This window comes from Roseovarius sp. AK1035, assembly GCF_003288315.1.
In the GTDB taxonomy this organism is placed as follows: Bacteria; Pseudomonadota; Alphaproteobacteria; order Rhodobacterales; family Rhodobacteraceae; genus Roseovarius; species Roseovarius mucosus_A.
On the sequence record NZ_CP030099.1, the window covers coordinates 1,102,152 to 1,123,141 of the forward strand.

The 20,990-nt window shown below is 60.5% G+C and carries 22 protein-coding genes; 10 read left to right on the top strand and 12 right to left on the bottom strand.

What is annotated here, in order from left to right:
• Positions 1-48: 48 nt before the first annotated feature.
• From hemH to RAK1035_RS05285, 3 genes are all read left to right on the top strand, one after another.
• Positions 49-1,113, top strand: a complete 1,065-nt coding sequence (gene hemH / locus RAK1035_RS05275; RefSeq protein WP_008282720.1) for a ferrochelatase — start codon at positions 49-51, stop codon at positions 1,111-1,113.
• 83 nt (positions 1,114-1,196) lie between these two features.
• Positions 1,197-2,432, top strand: a complete 1,236-nt coding sequence (locus RAK1035_RS05280; RefSeq protein WP_008282721.1) for an FAD-dependent oxidoreductase — start codon at positions 1,197-1,199, stop codon at positions 2,430-2,432.
• A complete protein-coding gene (locus RAK1035_RS05285; protein WP_008282722.1) occupies positions 2,429-3,409 on the top strand; it encodes a glycosyltransferase in 981 nt (326 codons plus the stop codon). Before RAK1035_RS05280 ends, RAK1035_RS05285 begins: the two co-directional genes overlap by 4 nt.
• An 86-nt stretch (positions 3,410-3,495) precedes the next feature.
• Here RAK1035_RS05285 and RAK1035_RS05290 read toward each other — a convergent pair whose 3' ends face one another.
• Positions 3,496-3,684: a hypothetical protein gene (locus tag RAK1035_RS05290; protein WP_008282723.1), complete on the bottom strand. Its 189-nt coding sequence runs from the start codon at positions 3,682-3,684 to the stop codon at positions 3,496-3,498.
• A 144-nt stretch (positions 3,685-3,828) separates the two neighbouring features.
• Positions 3,829-4,434: a L,D-transpeptidase gene (locus tag RAK1035_RS05295; RefSeq protein WP_008282724.1), complete on the bottom strand. Its 606-nt coding sequence runs from the start codon at positions 4,432-4,434 to the stop codon at positions 3,829-3,831.
• A 170-nt stretch (positions 4,435-4,604) separates the two neighbouring features.
• On the opposite strand from RAK1035_RS05295, the gene RAK1035_RS05300 reads away from it, so the two are divergent.
• Entirely contained in the window at positions 4,605-5,117 is a 513-nt protein-coding gene (locus tag RAK1035_RS05300) for a CAP domain-containing protein (protein ID WP_008282725.1), read from the top strand.
• Here RAK1035_RS05300 and RAK1035_RS05305 read toward each other — a convergent pair whose 3' ends face one another.
• From RAK1035_RS05305 to hslO, 5 genes are all read right to left on the bottom strand, one after another.
• Positions 5,118-5,621 (bottom strand): L,D-transpeptidase family protein, encoded by a 504-nt coding sequence (locus RAK1035_RS05305; protein ID WP_008282726.1) that lies wholly within the window; start codon positions 5,619-5,621, stop codon positions 5,118-5,120.
• A 73-nt stretch (positions 5,622-5,694) separates the two neighbouring features.
• Complete coding sequence (locus RAK1035_RS05310) at positions 5,695-6,918, bottom strand: class I SAM-dependent RNA methyltransferase (RefSeq protein ID WP_008282727.1); 1,224 nt, start codon at positions 6,916-6,918, stop codon at positions 5,695-5,697.
• 42 nt (positions 6,919-6,960) lie between these two features.
• Entirely contained in the window at positions 6,961-8,106 is a 1,146-nt protein-coding gene (locus tag RAK1035_RS05315; protein ID WP_008282728.1) for a CCA tRNA nucleotidyltransferase, read from the bottom strand.
• Complete coding sequence (locus tag RAK1035_RS05320; protein ID WP_008282729.1) at positions 8,103-8,708, bottom strand: CoA pyrophosphatase; 606 nt, start codon at positions 8,706-8,708, stop codon at positions 8,103-8,105. Before RAK1035_RS05320 ends, RAK1035_RS05315 begins: the two co-directional genes overlap by 4 nt.
• Complete coding sequence (gene hslO / locus RAK1035_RS05325; RefSeq protein ID WP_008282730.1) at positions 8,683-9,681, bottom strand: Hsp33 family molecular chaperone HslO; 999 nt, start codon at positions 9,679-9,681, stop codon at positions 8,683-8,685. The genes RAK1035_RS05320 and hslO overlap by 26 nt, the downstream gene beginning before the upstream one ends.
• Positions 9,682-9,757: 76 nt before the next feature.
• Between hslO and RAK1035_RS05330 the strand changes: the two genes are divergently transcribed.
• Positions 9,758-10,201, top strand: a complete 444-nt coding sequence (locus RAK1035_RS05330) for an NUDIX hydrolase (protein ID WP_037298651.1) — start codon at positions 9,758-9,760, stop codon at positions 10,199-10,201.
• Here RAK1035_RS05330 and RAK1035_RS05335 read toward each other — a convergent pair.
• The gene (locus tag RAK1035_RS05335; RefSeq protein ID WP_037298653.1) at positions 10,176-11,432 is read right to left on the bottom strand and encodes a PP2C family protein-serine/threonine phosphatase; all 1,257 of its coding nucleotides are present in this window, start codon (positions 11,430-11,432) and stop codon (positions 10,176-10,178) included. The genes RAK1035_RS05330 and RAK1035_RS05335 overlap by 26 nt on opposite strands.
• A 168-nt stretch (positions 11,433-11,600) precedes the next feature.
• Between RAK1035_RS05335 and RAK1035_RS05340 the strand changes: the two genes are divergently transcribed.
• Positions 11,601-11,936 carry an Hpt domain-containing protein gene (locus tag RAK1035_RS05340; RefSeq protein ID WP_008282733.1) on the top strand — a complete coding sequence of 112 codons (336 nt, stop codon included), beginning with the start codon at positions 11,601-11,603 and terminating at the stop codon, positions 11,934-11,936.
• Positions 11,937-11,939: 3 nt separating this feature from the next.
• Here RAK1035_RS05340 and ilvA read toward each other — a convergent pair whose 3' ends face one another.
• Both ilvA and RAK1035_RS05350 read right to left on the bottom strand, forming a co-directional pair.
• Entirely contained in the window at positions 11,940-13,178 is a 1,239-nt protein-coding gene (ilvA, locus tag RAK1035_RS05345) for a threonine ammonia-lyase IlvA (protein ID WP_008282734.1), read from the bottom strand.
• A gap of 39 nt (positions 13,179-13,217) precedes the next feature.
• On the bottom strand, positions 13,218-13,955 hold the full coding sequence (locus RAK1035_RS05350) for a hypothetical protein (protein ID WP_008282735.1): 738 nt from the start codon (positions 13,953-13,955) through the stop codon (positions 13,218-13,220).
• A gap of 125 nt (positions 13,956-14,080) precedes the next feature.
• On the opposite strand from RAK1035_RS05350, the gene RAK1035_RS05355 reads away from it, so the two are divergent.
• The 3 genes from RAK1035_RS05355 to msrA all read left to right on the top strand — a co-directional run bounded on the left by RAK1035_RS05355 (position 14,081) and on the right by msrA (position 16,749).
• A complete protein-coding gene (locus RAK1035_RS05355; protein ID WP_008282736.1) occupies positions 14,081-15,307 on the top strand; it encodes an argininosuccinate synthase in 1,227 nt (408 codons plus the stop codon).
• 5 nt (positions 15,308-15,312) lie between these two features.
• A complete protein-coding gene (gene tmpT, locus RAK1035_RS05360; RefSeq protein WP_008282737.1) occupies positions 15,313-15,951 on the top strand; it encodes a thiopurine S-methyltransferase in 639 nt (212 codons plus the stop codon).
• A gap of 129 nt (positions 15,952-16,080) precedes the next feature.
• On the top strand, positions 16,081-16,749 hold the full coding sequence (msrA, locus tag RAK1035_RS05365; protein ID WP_008282738.1) for a peptide-methionine (S)-S-oxide reductase MsrA: 669 nt from the start codon (positions 16,081-16,083) through the stop codon (positions 16,747-16,749).
• On the opposite strand, the gene RAK1035_RS05370 is transcribed toward msrA, so the two are convergent.
• Positions 16,740-17,603: a ribokinase gene (locus RAK1035_RS05370; RefSeq protein WP_008282739.1), complete on the bottom strand. Its 864-nt coding sequence runs from the start codon at positions 17,601-17,603 to the stop codon at positions 16,740-16,742. The two genes, msrA and RAK1035_RS05370, sit on opposite strands and share 10 nt — an antisense overlap.
• Before the next feature lie 168 nt (positions 17,604-17,771).
• Between RAK1035_RS05370 and mutS the strand changes: the two genes are divergently transcribed.
• Positions 17,772-20,405 carry a DNA mismatch repair protein MutS gene (mutS, locus tag RAK1035_RS05375; protein WP_037298719.1) on the top strand — a complete coding sequence of 878 codons (2,634 nt, stop codon included), beginning with the start codon at positions 17,772-17,774 and terminating at the stop codon, positions 20,403-20,405.
• 18 nt (positions 20,406-20,423) lie between these two features.
• Here mutS and RAK1035_RS05380 read toward each other — a convergent pair whose 3' ends face one another.
• Positions 20,424-20,984 carry a nucleotide exchange factor GrpE gene (locus RAK1035_RS05380; RefSeq protein WP_008282741.1) on the bottom strand — a complete coding sequence of 187 codons (561 nt, stop codon included), beginning with the start codon at positions 20,982-20,984 and terminating at the stop codon, positions 20,424-20,426.
• Positions 20,985-20,990 lie beyond the last annotated feature (6 nt).

Consider the following 20,990-nt stretch of genomic DNA (forward strand, 5'->3'; position numbering starts at 1 on the left):
CAGCCTATATGTCACCCCTGTCCCGGAACTCACAGGAATGACCAAGCCATGCTTGATGCCAGCCATGATGCCGCCCGCCCAGAACACGCCGCCGCCGATCACCCCAAGGTGCCGCGCGCGAAAACCGGTGTGCTCTTGGCCAATCTCGGGACACCGGATCATTACACCTACTGGCCCATGCGCCGCTATCTCAACGAGTTCCTGTCGGACCGCCGGGTGATCGACTACAGCCCGTGGAAATGGCAGCCGCTCTTGCAGCTCATCATCCTGACCAAGCGGCCCTTTACCAGCGGGCATGCCTATAAATCCATCTGGAACGAGGATAAGGGCGAAAGCCCCCTGATGACCATCACCCGCGACCAGACCACCAAAATGGCCGCCGCGATGCAGGAGCGCTATGGCGATCAGGTCATGGTGGATTTCTGTATGCGCTACGGCAATCCCTCAACCAAATCCAAAGTGCGCCAGATGGTCGAGGCGGGTTGCACCCGCATTCTCTTCTTTCCGCTCTATCCGCATTACGCCGGTGCCACCTCGGCCACCGCGAATGATCAGTTCTTTCGCGCCCTGATGGATGAGACATGGCAGCCCATCGCCCGCGTGGTCGAACCCTATTTTCAGAACCCGCTCTATATCGAGGCGCTCGCGCAATCAGTCGAACGCGCCTACGCAGAGGTTGAAAAGCGGCCAGAGATCCTTGTGGTCTCCTATCACGGCATGCCGAAACGCTACCTGATGCAGGGCGACCCCTATCATTGCCAATGCCAGAAAACGACCCGCCTGCTCAAAGAGCGGCTGGGTTGGGAAAATACCGAGATCACCACAACGTTTCAGTCGGTCTTTGGCCCCGAAGAATGGCTCAAGCCCTATACCGTAGACGAAGTGGCCCGCTTGGCCCGCGAAGATGGCAAAAAGCGCATCGCGGTGATGGCCCCCGCCTTTTCCGCCGATTGCATCGAGACATTGGAAGAGATCAACGAGGAAATCCGCGAAAGTTTCGAAGAGGCCGGCGGTGAAGAATTCACCTATATCCCCTGCCTCAACGACGATGACGCCCATATCAAGGCGCTCTCCTCCATTGTAGAAACCAACCTCAAAGGCTGGCTCGATTAAAGCTAGCCCGCGCCTTGGCAGTGCCCGGATGCGGTGATCTTGGTGGTCCCACCTGAACTGCCTCTTTTATGGCGAGGGTAAAAATGTCGTATCGCAGCGCGACGATTACGGGCGGCCCGGTTGCAGTGATCGGAAGCGGGCTTGCAGGCATAACAGCAGCGATGCGCCTTGCGGATGCCGGGCTCCGGGTGGTGCTGTTCGAGCGCAATGAAACGCTCTTTTCCGGCGCAAGTGCCGTATGCGAGGGCAAAATCCACCTAGGATATACCTATGTGCTCGATTCCAGCCATACGACAACGCGGCGGCTTCTCTCAGGGGCGGTGCGTTTTCGGCCAATCTTGACACGCTGGATACCCGAGGCCGGTCTCGGACTGTCAGAAAAACCGTTTCTCTACGCCTGCCCCCGTGACAGCATGGTGCCCAAGGACGGGGTCGCAGCCCATCTTGCGCAGACTCAGGAGGAAGCCGATTCTTGCGGAGCAGACCTGATATGCAAACGCGACCTGCGCTTGCGCCCTCTTAACACAAGCGAATTGGGCGCCCTCTTCGACACGACCGAAATTTCAGCGGCATGGGAAACCAACGAGCTTGCAAGCTCTCCAAGGACGAAACGGCCCTTTTTGTTATCTGCCCTTGGCGCGCAGCCTCTGGTGGAAGCGCGGACAAAGGCCGAAGTCACAGGGATCACCCGCGAAGATGATCACTTGGTGATAACATGGGGGGCCGATGGCCTGCGCGAGAAATTCGGCGCAGTCATCAACGCAAGCTGGGAACAGCGGCTGCGGCTTGACCGGTGTCTAAACCTGTCGCCACCGCGCCAAGCCTTGCATCGCTTCAAATGCGGCTTGCATCTCCAGAGCAAAGACCTTGCAGAGCGCACACCCAACGTGACCTTTGTGATTGGCGAATACGGCGACACGGTCGCATACGGAGACAGGGTTTACGCAAGCTGGTATCCGGCAGGTATGTTGAAAAGCGAAGTCGCGCTGGCACCTGATCCGGCACCGGTCTGCATAACGCCCAGCACAGCTCGGCACATCACCGAACAAAGTATCGCGGCCCTCGCGCGCTATATGCCCGGCTACGGTAACGCGCTTGCGGAGTATACAAACGATTTCGAGGTGCGGGGCGGATACATTTCAGCCTGGGGCACCTCTGGCATCACCGATCCCAACAGCGGATTGCACAGCCGGGCAGAAATAGGTGTGACAAGCCTGCCAAGGTATCACTCGATCAACACCGGCAAATACGTTATGGCACCGAAATACGGAGAAGAGGCAGCTTTGCGCGTGTTGTCTGAGATGGGGCTTGATGCGTGATCACCGTATGTATTCCCGCCTATCAGGCCGGTGCCTTCATCGGCGAAACGGTGTCCTCCGTCTTGGCGCAAAGTTTCGATGATTTTCGTGTCGAGATCGCCATCGACCCATCAGAAGGGGATAAAGACAGCACAGAGGTGGCGCTAGAGCCGTTTCGCGAAGATCCGCGCGTGAATATCTCTACCAATCCCCGACGTCTGGGATGGGCAGGAAACTTCAACGCGCTGCTGCAACGGGTAGAAACCCCGTTCTATGCCCCCCTCCCCCATGACGACATTTGGGCGCCCGACTATCTCGCAACGTTCTTTCCTTTGGTCTCTGAACACCCAAAGGCATCGGTTGCTTATGGCGATATGACGATGTTTGACGCCAATGGGATAACCGGATTTAGATCGGTGGCCTTGCCGCAGGGCGAGGATCGGATGACACATCTGATCCGCTTTATGGTGCAGGGGGCCCATGCCATGCCGTGGCGCGGCGTGACGCGCCAAAGCGCCATCGCAGTGACCCAAGGTTTCCCAACAGATTTATGGGGCGGATTTGCAGTCGAGGCGGAATACGCCCTCGGTCTTCTAGAGGCCGGGCCAGTAATTCATGTTCCAAAAGCGCTCTATCGCAAACGGGTCTTTCAGCCACAAGAACGAATGTCTGCCTCAAAGGCCCGCACCATAGACTGGACGGTAGAAGACCGTTTGAACGCTTGGAAGAGACATTGCCACGCGCTTGAGGTTCGGATGCGGCGGATGATGTCGACATTCAAACCCACCAGCGATGAGGTTTTTTTGGCTGAGTTGGCGTTTCGCGCCGCGATGCTCATGCGACGCCATTCCTTTGTGACACCGGGGCTGGACAAGGCCGAACTCGCATCACTGGCATCGCTGCGCTCTTACCTGCCCTCGATAGATCACCCGCTAACCCCATGCGTGGCTGAGCAACTTAGGTGGTTTGACCGCGCTGCGCAAAGACGGACAGAGTAATTGCCCGTGTCTGGAACCAATCCCAATCAGGCACAAAAAAAGGCAGTGGTTTCCCACTGCCTTTTCTTTTGGTGCCGTTGCCGGACTTAGTCAGCAGCGATAACAGCCGCGACGATTGCCAGCAGAACCAGCGGAACCCAAACGCCAGCTGCGGACGAGCTTGCAGCAGTTTCTTCAACAACGACCGGTGCCTCGATAACGGGCTCCGACAGGTTGCCTGCAAAAGCGGTCGAAGCAGCGGCGCTCAGGGCAGCAGCGAGAACGAGTTTCTTCATGATTATCCTCCAGATTTTGGCATGACGTTGCAATATACAACGCCAAGCACCCAAGACTTAACCTCGTAAGATTTTCTAATCAGCAATCCAGAGCGATTGCAATTCTATCTTGGGTCCGCCACCCAACAAATCGCCTCTTTTTCGTCAAATTAGCAACACCTGCGTGCCAACCTTGGTCAAAGAGAACAATTCCGCGATGTGCTCGTTGTAAAGTCCGACACAGCCATTCGACGACCGCCGCCCAATTTTGCGCGTGTCATGGGTGCCGTGAATGCGGTAATAGGTCCAACTCAGATAAAGCGCGTGGGTGCCCAGCGGATTATCCGGCCCCGGCGGCACAAAGGCCGGCCATTCCGGATTGCGCTTGAGCATCGAGGGCGTCGGGCGCCAGCTTGGCCCCTCCACCTTTTGTACCACCGATGTGCGGCCACGCCGCGTCAAATCGTCGGTCAGCGGCACCGAGGATGGGTAAAGTTTATAAACCGACTGATCCGCGCTCCAGAAATGCACCGCGCGCGAGTCGATATCGACCAGAATAGCCCCGTTGTTCAGGTTCGAAAAATAGGGCCGCCAATCCAGCATCCGGAACCCGGAGATATTGCGCCGCACCGTTTCTTCTTCTAGGCCACGCTCCAGTTCGACGGTATCCGCACCGTCCACACCTTGCGCAAGTGCCGGGGCACCCAGCAACGCCGCTGCTCCGGTCAGAAACGTGCGCCGGTTCCACGAAATCCGAGAGTCATGGGTCATGTGAGAAACTCCAGTCAGGCAAGCCGATGATCCGTAAGGTATAGGGTGCCAAGATTTCCGCCGCAAATCAAGAAAGTCACAACGCGCGATGTTCTGCGCATGTGGGTTTGAATCGCAACGCAAGCCGGGCTAAAGCAGAGGTCTAAACAATTTTCGGGTGGTTCTGCATCATGGCGCGTCTCTACATCCTGTTGGTCTCGGCTCTTTTGGCTCTTTCCGCCTGCGCCGCACCGCCCCCACCACAATTGGGCTCGGATGGCAAACCGCTGCCGCGTGTCTACCGAATCGCAGCGGGCCAGACCTCCGAGGTGCAATTCCGCATGCTCGATTCGGTCAATTCTCTGCGTCAGGCCGCCGGTCAGCCGCCGCTCACACTTGATTCTGCCCTCACCGCCGCCGCCGCAACCCATTCGCGCGATATGTCGGTGCAGAATCGCCCTTGGCACTTTGGCTCAGATGGCTCCTCGCCGCTCGACCGCGTGCGTCGCGTTGGATATTCTGGCTCCCTCGTCGGCGAAACCATCTCGGAAACCTACGAGACAGAGCTTCAAACCCTCGCCGCTTGGATGGAACAAGAGGGCACGCGCCGCGTGATCCTCTCTCCCGAGGCGCGCAAAATGGGCTTTTCCTGGCTTCAAGAGGATGGCGGCAAGATCTGGTGGACAATGATCCTCGGCACCTGATCACGCATTGATGGTGATCGGCGTCCCGTCGCGGACCATGGCATAGACATCCTCCATCTCGCGATTCTTGACCGAGATACAGCCAGCCGTCCAATCTGGGCTTAAAAAGGCCAGTGCGTTCGGCTCGCCATGGATGAAGATATCTCCACCCGGTGATTTGCCCAAGGCCTTGGCATAGGCAATATCCGCCTCATTGGGATAGGAAATCCCAAGCGACAGATGAAACGCGCTGTTGGGATTGCGCCGGTCGATGTGGTACTCGCCCTCCGGCGTGCGCCCATCCCCCTCGAATTGCTTATGCCCCGAAGGCGAAAAGCCAAGATCAACCTTGTACCGCTCCAGCGTGCGATTGTGATGCAAGAGAAACATCTCTCGCTCACCCTTGTTGACAATCACCCGCGTCACATCGGGGCCACGATAGGTGCGAAATTTAGAATCCTGCCTGCCACACGCTGCCAAGGCGCTCAGCCCCGCCAGCAACACGAACCGTCTGTTAGATTTCATTGTTTTTATCCGCTCACTGCTCGTGATTCTAATACCAAAAAAATTGCGGGGCTTGGTAGAAAAATTGCTCCGTTCACGCCTTATTCAGTGTGAATCCGGCCACCAATTCCACATGCGTCGACCAACGGAATTGATCCACCACCCGCACCGGACCCATCACATAGCCCGCCGCAATCAGGGTCTTGGCATCTCTGGCAAATGTCAGCGGATTGCAGGACACATAGACCAGCCGGGGCAGGCGCGCGCGGGCAATCTCGGCAATCTGCGCCTCGGCCCCGGCACGCGGCGGATCAATCACCGCCCCGTCATAGCGCGCCAACTCATCCGCCAAGAGCGGTCGACGGAAAAGATCACGCGCCTCTGTGCTCAGCGGATAGAGCCCCGCAGCCCCACGCCGTCCGGCATCCAGCGCCGCCAGCATCTCGGCCTCCCCCTCAACCGCATGTACTTGCGCCCGCTGCGCCAAAGGCAGGGCAAAGGTGCCGCAGCCAGCAAAAAGATCAACGATCCGCCGCGCCCCCGCCAAAATAGTCTCTGTTTGCGCCAAAAGCGCCGCTTCACCCTCTGCCGTGGCTTGCAGGAATGCACCCGGCGGCGGCACAACCCGTGCCCCGCCAAACACCTGCACCGGCGCGCGCCGCGTCACCACAACCTCGTCCTCCCAGGCCAGCCGCGCCAGATCATGCCGCTCAGCCAAAGCCGCCAAGGCAACACGCAATGGTCCATCCAGCGGCTTGCCATCCGTAACCGCCACATCCAACCCAACCAAAGACCGCGTGACGCTGACCGCCAGCGCCGCCTTGCGGCTCGTGCCTGTCTCGGCCAGATCACAGGCCACGCTAAGGCCGCGCATCACCTCGGGATGCAGCAGATGGCAATCAGGGACCTCAATGATCACATCGCTGCCACGGGCATGAAACCCGGCCATCGCCCCCTTTTTCGTGCGTTTTGCAGCAAATGTTGCCCGCCGACGGGATCGCGGTGGCGAAGTATGGATCGGCTGAAATTCAGCCACGATGCCATGCGCTGCCAGCGCCGCGCGCACCACCTCTTGCTTCCACGACGCAACAAACCCGTCAGACGCATGTTGCACCTGACATCCGCCACAGGATCGGAAATGCCGACAGGGCGCACTCACCCGATCCGAGGATGGCAAAAGAATGCGCACATCGGTCAGGGTTTGACCGTTCAAAGTGCCCGAAATCCGCTCACCGGGCAGGGTCAGAGGTGCGTACACCGGCCCCTCGGCAATGCCGTCGCCCTGATGCCCCAACCGTATGATGTCATGCTCGCTCATGCCTGCGCCTTTACCCCGCGCCGCGCCGCTATAAAAGCCCGCTCACAGCAGATCGTCGCGTGTCAGCGCAAACCCCGACTCGATCCAGCGCCGCTCCAACGCGTGCAACCGTTCACCCAACGCGGGGCCGGTATACTCTGGCATCAGGTCTGCCGCTGTCACTGGAAACCTTGCCTTGGCCCCTTTCGCCAAATCCTCGGCATCGCGCGCCTGCCAGGTGTTTTCCAGCAGCGCCGCGCGCAACAGCAAGATCGCGCGCCCCTCCGCGATCCCGTGGCGATAGCCCAACTCTGCCGCGTGCATCATGTCTGCCGCCGCGCCCCTCAAACTATCCAGCCGCCGCGCCTCTGCCCGCGACAGGCGCAACCGCTCCGCAACCGCCTCTCCACCCAGCGCGGCCAACCGTAGAATCGCGTCTGGGGCTGTGTTTGTCTCTGATTCCAGATGCACCAACAGCGGCAAGGCGCGCGCATCGCTTCCGGGCAGAACCACAGCCAACACTCCCGTCGCCTGCATCGCGGCCACAGACGGTGCCGGGTCAGGTGCGGCGAGCAGCTTGCGCATTTCCGCCCCCACACGCTCGCGCGACAGCCCGACAATCCCTTCGACATTGCCAGCACAGGCCGCCAACCCCTCGGCGTCAAGCCCGCCTTCGGGATCACCATACCAGGCATGAAACCTGAAAAACCGCAGAATACGCAGATAGTCCTCGCGAATCCGTTGATCGGCATCCTCGATAAATCGCACCCGCCGCGCGCGCAAATCCTCCAACCCGCCCAAAGGATCGACCACGGCACCGTCAGTCTGGGCATAAAGCGCATTCATCGTAAAATCGCGCCGCCGCGCATCGGTGCGCAGATCGTTGGCAAAGGCCACCACCGCATGACGACCAAAGGTCTGCACATCCTCGCGAAAGGTCGTAACCTCATGGCCAATGTGACCCGAAACCACCGTAATCGTGCCATGTTCAAGGCCCGTCGGCACCGGCCTTAGCCCCGCCGCATGGGCCAGCTCCATCACCATCTCGGGCCGGGCATCGGTGGCGATATCAATATCCCCCACCGGCATCTCCAACAGCGCGTTGCGCACACAGCCGCCGACAAACAGCGCCTGATACCCCGCCTCGGTCAGCATGGCACAGACCGCCTGCGTCGCCTTATCCTCGATCCATGCGCCAGAAACCTTCATTCCGGCTCCGCCAGATCCGCCAGGTTACGCAGAATGCGCGCCGTCGCCCCCCAGATGTAATAGGGGCCATAGGGCACCGCATAATAGCGCCGCCAATCCCCCCGCCAGCGACGCTTTTCGACCCTATATCGGCCCAACTCTAGCAAATGCGCCAAAGGCACGTCGAACACCTCATCGACTTCGCCCTGCTCGGCCCGCGGCTCGAACGCCCCATGCACCCGCGCCAGAACCGGCGTCACGTCAAAGCCGGTCACGGTCTCGTGCCGGGGCAGAAACCCCAGCACCTCAACGCTGCGCCGGTCTAGCCCGATCTCTTCCTCCGCCTCCCGCAGCGCCGTGGTGGTGATGTCGGGATCGCCCGCATCCTGCTTGCCCCCCGGAAAGGCGATTTGCCCCGGATGATGCCGCAACTTCGAGGACCGTTTGGTCAGAATCACGCGCCCCTCGCGCACCGGCACCAATACCGCCGCCGCCCGCAATCTGCGCCCTTCGGGCAAAACAACACCGGGATTTAGATCATAATCCGACGAAGGCGCGCGCGCCGCCCGCAATGCGCGCAGCGCTCGCTCAAGCGGATCAGTCACTGCCCCCCGCCCCGTCATCCTTGGCCTCAAACCCGACAGTGGCCGGGTCCAGCCGGTAATGCGCCCCGCAAAACTGGCAATCGGCGGTCACAATCCCCTCTTCGGTGGTCATGGTCGCAATATCACGTGCAGAATAGATCGACAGGCTGCTGCGCACCCGCTCTTCCGAACAGGTGCACCCAAACCGCACCGCCTGCATATCGAAAACTCGCGGCCCCTCTTCGTGAAACAGCCGCACCAAAAGATCCGTTGGCGCAATCGACGGGCCGATCAACTCCAGATCCTCGACCGTATCCAGCAAGACATTGGCGCGGTTCCAGTTTTCGGCATCGTCGCCGTCCAGAATATCCTGCGGCTGCAACAGCCCGCCGTCGCCCGATCCGCCGTCATTGGCAAAGGGCGACGCCTTGGGCATGTGCTGCAACATGACACCGCCCGCGCGCCAATGCTCCACACCGCCCGCCTCTGTCGATTTCCCGAAACTCAGCGCAAAACGCGTGGGCAACTGCTCGGACTGGGCAAAATACGCCTCGGCACAGTGGCGCAGCGCCTCTCCGGCAATGGGCGTAATCCCCTGATAGGGCGTGGTGCCCTGCCCCTGATCCAGCATCACGGCGAAATACCCCTCGCCCAACTGATCGAACGGGCGCGCATGGCTCAGCCGCTCTGCGTCGAAACTGGCATAGGCGCGCATCCGCGCAGGCTCGTCCGGCTCGCTTGGCCCATAGTAATCGGTGGCAATCATCCGCACCGCACCGCGCGTCTGCACCTGCAACGACAGCTTCCACCGCAGCTTGATCGTCTGCCCGATCAACGCCGTCAAAAGCGCCATTTCCGCAATCAGCGCTTCAACCTGTGGCGGGTAATCATGCTGTTTCAGAATCCCATCCAGCACCCCATCAAGGCGCACCACCCGCCCGCGAATATCCGCGCGGTCAAGTTGGAATGGCAGGATCGTATCATCCCAAGCGATTTTCTGTCCAAGTGTCATGGGCTTTCCTTTGGGTCTCGACTTGGCATATCGCGCCTGTACCGTCAGGACAAGCCAACCCCAAAAGAGGTGCCACGTGATCAGACGATTCGGAGACAGCCCCCGGCCCGATGTGGCCTATCGCCTGCGCCCCGGTGCCTATGCCATCCTACCGCATCGCGGGCGGCTGCTTGTGACCCATCAGGCAGAACCGCTGCCAGAATTGCAATTGCCCGGCGGCGGCATTGATCCCGGCGAATCACCCGTGCAGGCGCTCTATCGCGAGGTGTTCGAAGAAACCGGCTGGCTGATCGCACGGCCCCGACGGCTCGGGGCCTTTCGCCGGTTCACCTATATGCCGGAATACGGATTCTGGGCGGAAAAGCTCTGCATCATCTACCGCGCCCATCCGGTCCGACGCTTGGGCCCACCCACCGAGCCGGGCCATCGCGCGGTCTGGATCACACCGGAACAAGCGGCACGTGACCTCGGGAACGCTGGCGACCGGCATTTCGTCAGCCGGGAAACGCACTGCCTTTGAATTCCAGCAGTACCCCGGAAATATCATCATCAAAATCAGCATCCCCGGCAAAATCCGACAGTTTCCAGATCAATGATTCGAGCAGCGCCATGCCCCGCGTCTGCCGCAGATCCCGCAGGATATGCGCCAACCCCTCTTCTTGCAGCAGCGCCCCGGTTTGGCCCGCACATTCAATCACCCCATCGGAATGGATCAAAAGGCGATCACCCGGCCCCATCTGCACCTCGAATTGCTCAAACTCGGCCCCGTCGATCAACCCCACCGGCAAACCGCCCGCGCCCACAAATTCCACTGTGCCATCCGCGCGCTGCAACGCCGGATGCGGGTGCCCCGCCTGCGACAGGATCACCCGCCCGCTCTCCAGATCGACATCCGCCAGAACAAGGGTGAAGTAATGCTCGGTTTCCATCTCTGACATGATCAGCCGGTTCAGCATCGCAATCGCCTGCGCGGGCGGCCGTGCCACGAACCTTCCATCGCGGGTCTTGCGCAGGGCCAGGTTCTGCTCCGGCACAGAGGCCGACAGATACCCCGCCAGCCGCGCCGTCATGAGCGCCGAACTGATCCCATGGCCCGACACATCGATCCCGTATAGCCCGATGCGCGTGGCCCCAATCGGGAACATCCCCACCAGATCGCCGCCCACATGTCCCGCCGATTGCAGCATCAAGGACACCTCGGCCGCGCCGAAATCGCGATAGTGTTCGCTCACCAGCGATTGCTGCAGCTTCTTGGCCTCGACCAAATCGCTATCGAGCGAATCATAAAGCGTCTGCAACTCGTCCAGCGTCGATTTGATCAGCCGGTTCTTCTCGGTCAACTCGCGCTGCATCCGCAGGATACGCGCCCCCGCCGAAATCCGCGCGCGCAGTTCGGCGGCATTGACCGGCTTGGTCAGAAAATCATCCGCCCCCGCATCAAGGCCCAGCGCCACCTCATCCTTGTCACTCTTAGAGGTCAAAAGGATGAAATACCCATAGCTCTCTTGTTGCAAGTCTCGGAATTTACGACAGAATTCAAGCCCACTCAATCCCGGCATCATCCAGTCGCTCATCACCAGATCAGGCGGTTGATCCCGGCACAGTCGCAGCGCCTCCTCGCCCGACTCGGCCTCCTGCACCTCGAATCCCCAGCGCTGCAAAGAGGCGGTCAGGATACGCCGTTGCAATCGGCTGTCATCCACCACCAGCACGCGCTGGATCACCCCGCCGCCCGCATCCGTCCCTGTCACCTGTTCCGCTCGTGATCGCACCGGGGCCACCTTTTACACTGTCCACCCCCTTCCTAGGCTCACAGGATTTAACGGGATATGAATGTTAAAATTCGCACGAATTTCCAGCCCAGCTTAACCCTTTATCAGCCCTTGGCGCCCAGTCTGATCCCATGTGTCGGAGGGTAGATGATGATCGACTGGGGTCGCGTGCAGGACCTGCGCGATGAAATCGGGGCAGACGCCTTTGCCGAGGTGGTAGAGCTTTTCCTTGACGAGGTGGATACCGAGATCGGGAAACTGCGCCTGCCAAACGCGGGCCAGAACCTTGAGGCGCTGTTGCATTTCCTCAAGGGCAGCGCACTCAACCTCGGCTTTACCGCCTTTGCCGATCTCTGTCACAGCGGCGAACGCGCCGCCGCCATGGGCGCGGGTGCCAGCGTTGATCTGACCGCCGTGCTCGATTGTTACGCGCACTCGAAATCCGAATTCGTGGCCGGTCTTGATCGGGTTATCGCCGCCTGAGGCTCAGATCAGGAACTCGGCCAGCACCTCATCGCGCGTGATATCGCGATATTCAAACCCGGCAGCATCCAGCCGCGTCAGGATCGGCGCAAAATTCTCGGGCCGCGTCGTTTCGATCCCGATCAGCACAGACCCAAAGTTGCGCGCCGATTTCTTGAGGTATTCAAACCGGGCAATATCATCCTCGGGTCCCAGAATTTCCAGAAACTCGCGCAGCGCGCCGGGCCGCTGCGGCATCCGCAGGATAAAATACTTCTTCACCCCCGAAAACCGCTGCGCCCTCTCCTTCACCTCCGGCAACCGTTCAAAATCGAAATTCCCGCCAGAGGTCACACAAACAACCGTCTTGCCCCGGATCACATCCGCCATATCCTTGAGCGCATCAACCGCCAGCGCCCCCGCCGGTTCCAACACGATCCCCTCGATATTCAGCATTTCCAGCATCGTGGTGCAGAGCCGATCCTCTTCGATCACCATCGCTGCACTTGGGTCCATATCCGCCAACCGCGCGAATGTGCGTGCGCCGATCTGCGCCACAGCCGCCCCATCGGCAAAGGTGTTCACATGCCGCAAGCGCACAGGTTCCCCCGCCGCCAGCGCCGCACCCAGACAGGCACCCCCCGCCGGTTCCACCAGCGTCAGCGCGGCACGTGCGCCCACATAGCTGCGCACCCCCGCCGATAACCCGCCACCGCCCACCGGCAGGATTAAACGATCCGGCATGCCACCCAACTGCGCCTCGATCTCGACCGCAACGGATGCCTGCCCCTCGATCACATCCTCGTCGTCAAACGGCGACAGGAAATGCCCACCGACCTGCGCGCAATAGGCCTGCGCCGCCGCCAGCGTGTCGTCGAAATAATCGCCCGTCAGCCGGATCGCCACGGCGTCACCGCCAAACTTCTCGGTCTTGCCGATCTTTTGCTGTGGCGTCGTCACCGGCATGAAAATCACGCCTTTGACCCCAAAATGCCGGCATATATAGGCCACGCCCTGCGCGTGATTGCCCGCACTTGCACAGACAAATGTCGCCGTATCTGGCCGCGCCGCCAGCACCTTGCGCATCGCATTGAACGCGCCGCGCAGCTTGTAGGACCGCACCGGGCTCAGATCCTCACGCTTGAGCAGGATTTCAGCGCCATAGCGCTCGGACAGGTGATCATTGCGTTGGAGCGGTGTCGGCTCGAACACGGCGCGCATAGCGGCCTCTGCGGCGCGGGCATTTTCCTGAAACTCGGTCATGCCCGCCTCAGTGCCCCAATCACACCCCTCTGACAAGGCTCAGAGCGCGCGCTTTTCGATATAATAGCCGTAAAGCGTGGTCAGAATGCTGATATTGACCAGACCCGACACCACCGTGCCCAGCACCATCAACACGGCCCCGATCACCGGCGTCAAAAGCAGCAACCCAAGCAAAAGCTGCAGCGCGAATTGCGCCACCCCCAGAATAAGAACAAGGATCAGGATCGTGGCGCTGCTGCCTTCGGTCGCGGTCCACGCCTCTTTCAACGCAAGCGGCTTGCCAATCGCCGCCGCAGGCAGCATCGTCGAAAGCCGAAAGAACACCACATTGGCCGCGACGATCACCACGACACTCACAATCGTGACAATCAGTGGCACCACGCCGCCGACAACCCCAACCACCAGAAAGAGGGGCAGCATCAGGCCCATCATCACAAGGCCAAGCCAGAGCGAATGTCCGATATAAGACAGCATGCGATCCGTGCGCAGCATCGGCACCCAGCCTTGGGGGTATTCCGCCAAGAGGATAAAACGGTGCCACGCCACAATGACCCAGAGCGCCAGACCGATCAGCACAAGCGCCAACAAGATCATCCCCGCGATCTGTCCGCCCGTCGCACCCTCCGTATCCGTCCCGTCCATCGAGACACCCAGAACCGCAAAGAGGACCAACGTTGCAATCCCGATCCCCATGGGCACCAGCACAATCCGGACCACCTGAGGCAGATTGTTGAAAATCATCTGCACTGAATGGATAAAAATACGCCACGCCGCCATAATCGCACCTTTTGACAATTGCCCGCTGTCGCTAGCACAACCAAAGGCGCAGTCAACCGCGTCCACTTGCCCATCACCGCAAAAGCCGCTACTCCGCCAGCCAGATTTGACGCAAGGGGAATGACATGTCCGCGCCCAAGAAAGTTGTTCTGGCCTATTCCGGGGGCCTCGATACCTCGATCATCCTGAAATGGCTCCAGACCGAATATGGCTGCGAGGTTGTGACCTTCACCGCTGATCTCGGTCAGGGAGAGGAACTCGATCCCGCGCGGCAAAAGGCCGAGATACTGGGGATCAAACCCGAGAATATCTATATCGAGGATGTGCGCGAAGAATTCGTGCGCGATTTCGTCTTTCCGATGTTCCGCGCCAATGCGCTCTACGAAGGGCTCTACCTCTTGGGCACGTCCATCGCCCGCCCACTGATTTCCAAACGTCTGGTCGAGATTGCCGCGATGACCGGCGCTGATGCCGTTGCCCATGGCGCCACCGGCAAGGGCAACGATCAGGTCCGGTTCGAGCTGGCCGCTTACGCGCTCAATCCCGATATCAAGGTGATCGCCCCTTGGCGTCTCTGGGATCTGACCAGCCGGACCAAGCTGATCGCCTTCGCCGAAGAAAACCAAATCCCGATCGCAAAAAACAAGCGTGGCGAGGCCCCCTTTTCGGTGGATGCCAACCTGCTGCACACCTCCTCCGAAGGCCGCGTGCTTGAGGACCCCGCCGAAATGGCCCCCGATTACGTGTATCAGCGCACCGTCAGCCCCGAAGACGCGCCCGATACGCCCGAGTTCATCGAAGTCAGCTTCGAGCGCGGCGATGCCGTGGCCATCAACGGCACCCCCCTCAGCCCTGCAACCATCCTGACCGACCTCAATGAATTTGGCCGCAAACACGGCATCGGGCGGCTCGATTTCGTCGAAAACCGCTTTGTCGGCATGAAGTCGCGCGGCATCTACGAAACACCCGGCGGCACCATCCTGCTCGAGGCCCATCGTGGCATCGAACAGATCACCCTTGATAGCGGCGCGGGCCATCTCAAGGATTCGCTCATGCCGCGCTATGCCGAACTGATCTACAACGGCTTCTGGTTCTCGCCCGAACGCTATATGCTTCAGGCCGCCATCGACAAAAGCCAGGAACATGTCACAGGCACCGTCCGCCTCAAACTCTACAAAGGCTCGGTGTCCTGTGTTGGCCGCTGGTCCGATCACAGCCTCTATTCCGAGGCCCACGTCACCTTTGAAGATGACGCTGGCGCCTATGATCAAAAAGACGCGGCCGGCTTCATCCAACTCAACGCGCTGCGCCTGAAACTCCTTGCAGCGCGCGACCGCAGGCTCAAAGGCTAAAGATCATGGAAGCTGATTTCTGGCATACCCGTTGGGAAAACATGCAGATCGGCTTTCATGAAGGCGACGTAAACCGCATGCTTGCGGCCCATATCGGCGCGCTTGGTCTCAAGCCAGGCGCGCGGATTTTTCTGCCCCTCTGTGGCAAGACCCGCGATATCGCCTGGCTCTTGGCCCAAGGCTACCGCGTCGCAGGCGCGGAACTCAGTGACATCGCCGTGCGCCAGCTTTTCGAGGAGCTGGGCACCGTGCCGGAAATCACCGATCACGGCACCCTTCGCGCCTATGCCGCCCCCGGCGTCACTGTGTTTGCGGGCGACATTTTCGCGCTCACCCACGATCTGCTCGGCTCTGTCGATGCAATCTATGACCGCGCCGCGCTCGTGGCGCTGCCGCCCGATATGCGCACCCGCTACACCGCGCATATTGTGGCCCTTACGGCCACAGCCCCACAATTGCTCATAACCTTCGAATACAACCCCGCGATCATGGCGGGCCCACCGTTTTGCGTCACCTTCGATGAGGTGAGCCGCCACTACGCCACTCAGTACCGGATCACCACGCTCGCCAATCTCGACGTGCCCGGCGGGCTCAAGGGCGTCTGCCCCGCACGCGAAATGGCGCTGCATCTCACACCGCGCTAGGCCATCTATTGCCGAACGGCCCCATAAAAAGCGAAACATTGCTCAACACCGCGTGACCTCACGACGTCGTTGTTTGGCCTCTCCCTGCAATTGCGCCATGTTGCTGACAATAGCAGGAGGGTTAAAACCATGCTGAGCAATGTTCGGAAACTCAAGGCAGCGCTGCTCGCAGGGCTTATCATCGTTGGCCTGTGCGTCCACGGTGGCCGTGCCCATGCGGCAGAAACAGAAACGCTCATCGTCGCAGGCGGCTGTTTCTGGTGTGTCGAATCAGATTTTGAACAGGTCCGGGGCGTCATCGCGGCCGAGTCGGGCTTTACCGGCGGGACGGTCAAAAACCCCAGCTACAAACAGGTCACATCCGGCGGCACTGGTCATTACGAGGCCGTGCGCCTTACCTTCGACCCCGCCCAAGTCACCCGCGCACAACTCCTTCACCTGTTCCTTCGCTCGGTCGATCCAACTGACGCAGGCGGTCAGTTCTGCGACCGGGGTGACAACTATCGCACCGCGATTTTCGTCTCTGATCCCGCAGAAAAACAGATCGCCGAGGGTGCCATCGCTGAGGCAAAATCAGCCTTGGGCCAGAAAATAGTGACCCCCGTTCTCAATGCTCAGCCCTTCTATGCCGCCGAAGCCTATCATCAGGATTATTACAAAAGCAGCGAAATCATCCTCACGCGCTTTGGCCCCCGAACCAAAGCCAGCGCCTACAAGCTCTATCGCGACGCCTGCGGCAGAGATACCCGCGTCAAAGAGCTTTGGGGCAAGGATGCACCCTTCGCCGGTCACTCCTGACCAAGAAACGCGGCCACCTCGGCCGCCAGGGGGATCGCTCCTGATGCTCCGGGGCGCGTAACCGCAAGGGCGGCAGCGCCAACCGCCCCTTGCAACGCCCGCTCTGGGTTCAGCCCCGCAGCCAACCCAGCCACCAAATACCCGGCTAGGGTATCTCCGGCGCCAGTCGTATCCACCGGAACAACCTTTCGCGCCGGAATAGTGACTGCATCTCGGCACCCTGCCTCTGTCCAGAGAACACCGCGCGCCCCCCGCGTAACGCAGAGCATCGGCACCTGAACCGCACCCATGGCCTGCGTCATCTGCGCCGCCTCCCCCTCGTTCACCATCAAAAGGGTGACATGGGGCAGAACCGCCCGCAGCGCCGCCTCATCAAAAGGCGCAGCAGAATAGGCGACACACATCCCCCTGTCTTGGGCCATGCGCGCCGCCTCAACCTGCACATTCGTCTCATTCTGTAGCATGAGCCAGTCGCCCGGCCCCGCTTCCGCCAACGCGGCCTCAACATCCTGCATCCGCAAGGCCCGATTGGCCCCGGCATGGATCAAAATCGCATTCTCGCCGCTCTGCTCAACTGTAACCACCGCATGGCCCGACGCCCCTTGGTCCCGGCGCACATGCCGCACATCCACGCCATCCGCAGACAAAAGCTCCACCATCCAATCGCCATCCGCGCCCACAGCGCCGATATGCACCACTTGCCCCCCGGCCCGAGCCACGGCAATCGATTGGTTCGCCCCTTTCCCACCCAGCAACCGCGCATAGCCCTGCGCCGCGACGGTCTCACCCGCATGCGGCAATTGCGCCAGGCGATAGACATGATCGGCATTGATCGACCCGAGATTGAAAATCATACCACCCGCTTCTTTTTGGCCCAAATACTCAACTTTCTTTTCCAAGGATAACAGCCAGGCACCCGCCCGCAATCGCGCTTTGGTCTTTCACCCCGCAGCATGGATTTGTAAGGTCGCTCAAGCAACAAGGGGGCGCAGGTGAATACCACGGGATCAACCGTCACGCCGATGATGGCACAATACCTAGAGATCAAGGCGCAATATCCCGAGGCGCTGCTTTTCTATCGCATGGGCGATTTTTACGAACTGTTCTTTGACGATGCCGCCGCCGCCGCCGAGGCGCTCGATATCGCGCTGACAAAGCGCGGCAAGCACCTCGAGCAGGATATTCCCATGTGCGGCGTGCCGGTCCATGCCGCCGAAGGCTATCTTTTAACCCTCATTCGCAAAGGGTTTCGCGTCGCCGTCTGCGAACAGATGGAGGATCCCGCCGAAGCCAAGAAGCGCGGGGCGAAATCCGTGGTCCATCGCGAGGTGGTGCGCCTTGTAACCCCCGGCACCCTGACCGAGGAAAGCCTGCTTGAGGCACGCCGCCACAATTACCTTGTCAGTTTTGCAACCGTGCGTGGCGCGGGCGCGCTGGCTTGGGTCGATATTTCCACCGGCGCTTTTCATGTCATGCCCTTGACCCCGGCGCGGCTTGGCCCCGAATTGGCCCGCCTCGCCCCGCGCGAAGTGCTGCTGACCGAGGCGGATATTGCAAATCTCGGCGAATTAGTCTCTGAATCTGGCGCTTCTCTCACCGGGCTGGGGCAGGCCGCGTTTGACAGCACAGCAGGCGAGCGACGGCTTTGCCTGCTCTATGGCGTTGACACGCTCGACGCCTATGGGTCTTTCACGCGCCCCGAAATCGCCGCGATGGGCGCGATCGTGGACTGGCTCGACATCACACAAAAGGGCAAATTGCCCCTGTTACAGCCCCCGACCCGCGAAAACGAGGCGCGCGTCATGCAGATCGACGCCGCCACCCGGCGCAATCTGGAATTAACCCACAGTCTAAATGGCGGCCGCGCCGGCTCGCTTCTTGCGACGATCGACAGAACCGTGACAGCGGGCGGCGGACGGCTCCTCGAACGTCGCCTCTCCAGCCCCAGCCGCGCACTCGACACCGTGCAATCCCGCCTTGAATCAGTGCATTTCGCGGTGGAACAGAGCCGCATTTGCGCAGACCTGCGCGAATCCCTGCGCAAGGTGCCCGATCTTGACCGTGCTCTGTCACGCCTGGGCCTTGATCGTGGCGGTCCGCGCGATTTGGCGGCGGTGCGCAACGGGCTGGCACAGGCCATGGAAATTGCCCAGCGCCTCGCCAATACGGACCTTCCCCCGCTTCTGCACCAAGCAGCTCTGAGTCTGACCGGTCATGACAGCCTTCTTGACCTCCTCGATCAGGCCCTGGTCGCAGAACCGCCGCTTCTGGCGCGCGATGGCGGCTTTATCGCGCCAGGCTATGACAGAGACCTCGACGAAGCACGCCAATTGCGCGACGAAGGGCGCGGTGTGATCGCCCGAATGCAGGGCGACTATATCACCCAAACCGGCATTCCCTCGCTCAAGATCAAACATAACAACGTGCTGGGTTATTTCATCGAAGTGACCAGCACCCATGCCGACCGCATGCTGAGCGTGCCGTTGAACGAAACCTTCAAACACCGCCAAACCACGGCCAATCAGCTCCGGTTCACCACCGTGCCCCTGAGCGAGATGGAAACCCGGATTCTGAACGCAGGCGGTCGTGCGCTCGAGATCGAAAAGCGGCTCTATGATGCCCTGAAGACCGAGATTCTTGACCGCGCCGCCGAAATTGCACACTGCGCCCGCGCGCTGGCCGAACTAGACCTGACCACCGCTCTCGCCGATCTCGCGCGGGCTGAAAACTGGTGCCGCCCGAACGTAGACCAGAGCCGCGCGCTCAACATCATAGGTGGGCGGCATCCGGTTGTGGAACGCGCCTTGCGCTCCCAGGGCGGCGCACCCTTCATTGCCAATGATTGTGATCTGGGCGGCAAGAGCGATATTTGGCTGCTGACCGGCCCGAATATGGCGGGTAAATCCACCTTTCTGCGCCAGAACGCACTCATTGCCCTTTTGGCCCAAATCGGCAGCTATGTGCCTGCGACATCCGCCCATATCGGCTTGGTCAGCCAACTCTTTAGCCGCGTCGGCGCGTCAGACGATTTGGCGCGCGGGCGCTCGACCTTTATGGTCGAAATGGTCGAAACCGCTGCGATCCTGAATCAGGCAGACGATCATGCGCTGGTGATTCTTGATGAAATCGGGCGCGGCACAGCCACGTGGGACGGGCTCAGCATCGCATGGGCCACGCTGGAACATCTGCACGATGTCAACGCCTGCCGCGCGCTCTTTGCCACGCATTACCATGAACTGACCCATCTTAGTGACAAACTCGACCGCGTCGAGAACGCCACCGTAAGCGTCAAAGAGCACGACGGCGATGTCATTTTCCTGCACGAGGTGCGGCGGGGCGTTGCGGATCGTAGCTATGGCGTGCAGGTCGCCAAATTGGCCGGTCTCCCTGCCTCGGTGGTGGCGCGGGCACGGGTGGTGCTCGATGCGCTGGAAAAAGGCGACCGCGAAGGCCACCGCGCACAAAAAACGCTGATCGACGATCTACCGCTCTTTGCGGCACTCGCGCCGCCCCCAGCCCCCAAACCACCCCGCGAGTCGGTGGTGGAAAAGCGCCTGAGCGCGATCCTGCCCGATGCGCTTACGCCCCGCGAAGCGCTTGAACTGATTTATGAGTTGAAGTCGCTTAGTCAGGAACAGGCCGACAAGGCGGGGTAACCCCCGCCCCATCGCACATCATCCACGATTCGAGGATACGCCCACCTGCGCCGGGCGCAAAATGCGATCATGCAGCATGAAGCCTTGGGTCGAGACCTGAATGATCTCTCCTGCCTTGGTGCCGGGCAACGGCGCCTCGAACATCGCCTCGTGATGCTGCGGATCGAATCGGTCTCCGACCTGCGGATCAATCACGGTGATGCCATGCTTGGTAAAGACATTGAGCAATTCGCGCAAAGTCAGCTCGATCCCCTCAAACAGGGCCGCTGACGCAGCACGTTGCTCTTCATTCACGGTTTCAAGCGCCCGCTTCAGATTGTCATGCACCGGCAGCATATCGCGCGCCAGCTTGGATCCGCCATAATTCTCGGCCTCGCGCCGATCCTTCTCGGACCGCTTGCGCGCATTCTCGGCATCAGCCAGCGCGCGCATGAACTTGTCGCGCAGGGCGTCCCGCTCGGCGCGCAGCGCGTCAAGCTCCACCGCTTCATCACTCATATCGTCATCCATACGCTCGCGCTCTTGCGCGGCGGCCTCTTCGATATCATCGAGAAAGCTGTCTTCTTTCGGCTCTGCCATTCTTCA

Coding starts and splice junctions, on each gene's coding strand:
- hemH (WP_008282720.1), top strand. CDS start 49: ATGCTTGATGCCAGCCATGATGCCGCCCGCCCAGAACACGCCGCCGCC.
- RAK1035_RS05280 (WP_008282721.1), top strand. CDS start 1,197: ATGTCGTATCGCAGCGCGACGATTACGGGCGGCCCGGTTGCAGTGATC.
- RAK1035_RS05290 (WP_008282723.1), bottom strand. CDS start 3,684: ATGAAGAAACTCGTTCTCGCTGCTGCCCTGAGCGCCGCTGCTTCGACC.
- RAK1035_RS05295 (WP_008282724.1), bottom strand. CDS start 4,434: ATGACCCATGACTCTCGGATTTCGTGGAACCGGCGCACGTTTCTGACC.
- RAK1035_RS05300 (WP_008282725.1), top strand. CDS start 4,605: ATGGCGCGTCTCTACATCCTGTTGGTCTCGGCTCTTTTGGCTCTTTCC.
- RAK1035_RS05305 (WP_008282726.1), bottom strand. CDS start 5,621: ATGAAATCTAACAGACGGTTCGTGTTGCTGGCGGGGCTGAGCGCCTTG.
- RAK1035_RS05310 (WP_008282727.1), bottom strand. CDS start 6,918: ATGAGCGAGCATGACATCATACGGTTGGGGCATCAGGGCGACGGCATT.
- RAK1035_RS05315 (WP_008282728.1), bottom strand. CDS start 8,106: ATGAAGGTTTCTGGCGCATGGATCGAGGATAAGGCGACGCAGGCGGTC.
- RAK1035_RS05320 (WP_008282729.1), bottom strand. CDS start 8,708: ATGACGGGGCGGGGGGCAGTGACTGATCCGCTTGAGCGAGCGCTGCGC.
- hslO (WP_008282730.1), bottom strand. CDS start 9,681: ATGACACTTGGACAGAAAATCGCTTGGGATGATACGATCCTGCCATTC.
- RAK1035_RS05340 (WP_008282733.1), top strand. CDS start 11,601: ATGATGATCGACTGGGGTCGCGTGCAGGACCTGCGCGATGAAATCGGG.
- ilvA (WP_008282734.1), bottom strand. CDS start 13,178: ATGACCGAGTTTCAGGAAAATGCCCGCGCCGCAGAGGCCGCTATGCGC.
- RAK1035_RS05350 (WP_008282735.1), bottom strand. CDS start 13,955: ATGGCGGCGTGGCGTATTTTTATCCATTCAGTGCAGATGATTTTCAAC.
- RAK1035_RS05355 (WP_008282736.1), top strand. CDS start 14,081: ATGTCCGCGCCCAAGAAAGTTGTTCTGGCCTATTCCGGGGGCCTCGAT.
- tmpT (WP_008282737.1), top strand. CDS start 15,313: ATGGAAGCTGATTTCTGGCATACCCGTTGGGAAAACATGCAGATCGGC.
- msrA (WP_008282738.1), top strand. CDS start 16,081: ATGCTGAGCAATGTTCGGAAACTCAAGGCAGCGCTGCTCGCAGGGCTT.
- RAK1035_RS05370 (WP_008282739.1), bottom strand. CDS start 17,603: ATGATTTTCAATCTCGGGTCGATCAATGCCGATCATGTCTATCGCCTG.
- mutS (WP_037298719.1), top strand. CDS start 17,772: ATGATGGCACAATACCTAGAGATCAAGGCGCAATATCCCGAGGCGCTG.
- RAK1035_RS05380 (WP_008282741.1), bottom strand. CDS start 20,984: ATGGCAGAGCCGAAAGAAGACAGCTTTCTCGATGATATCGAAGAGGCC.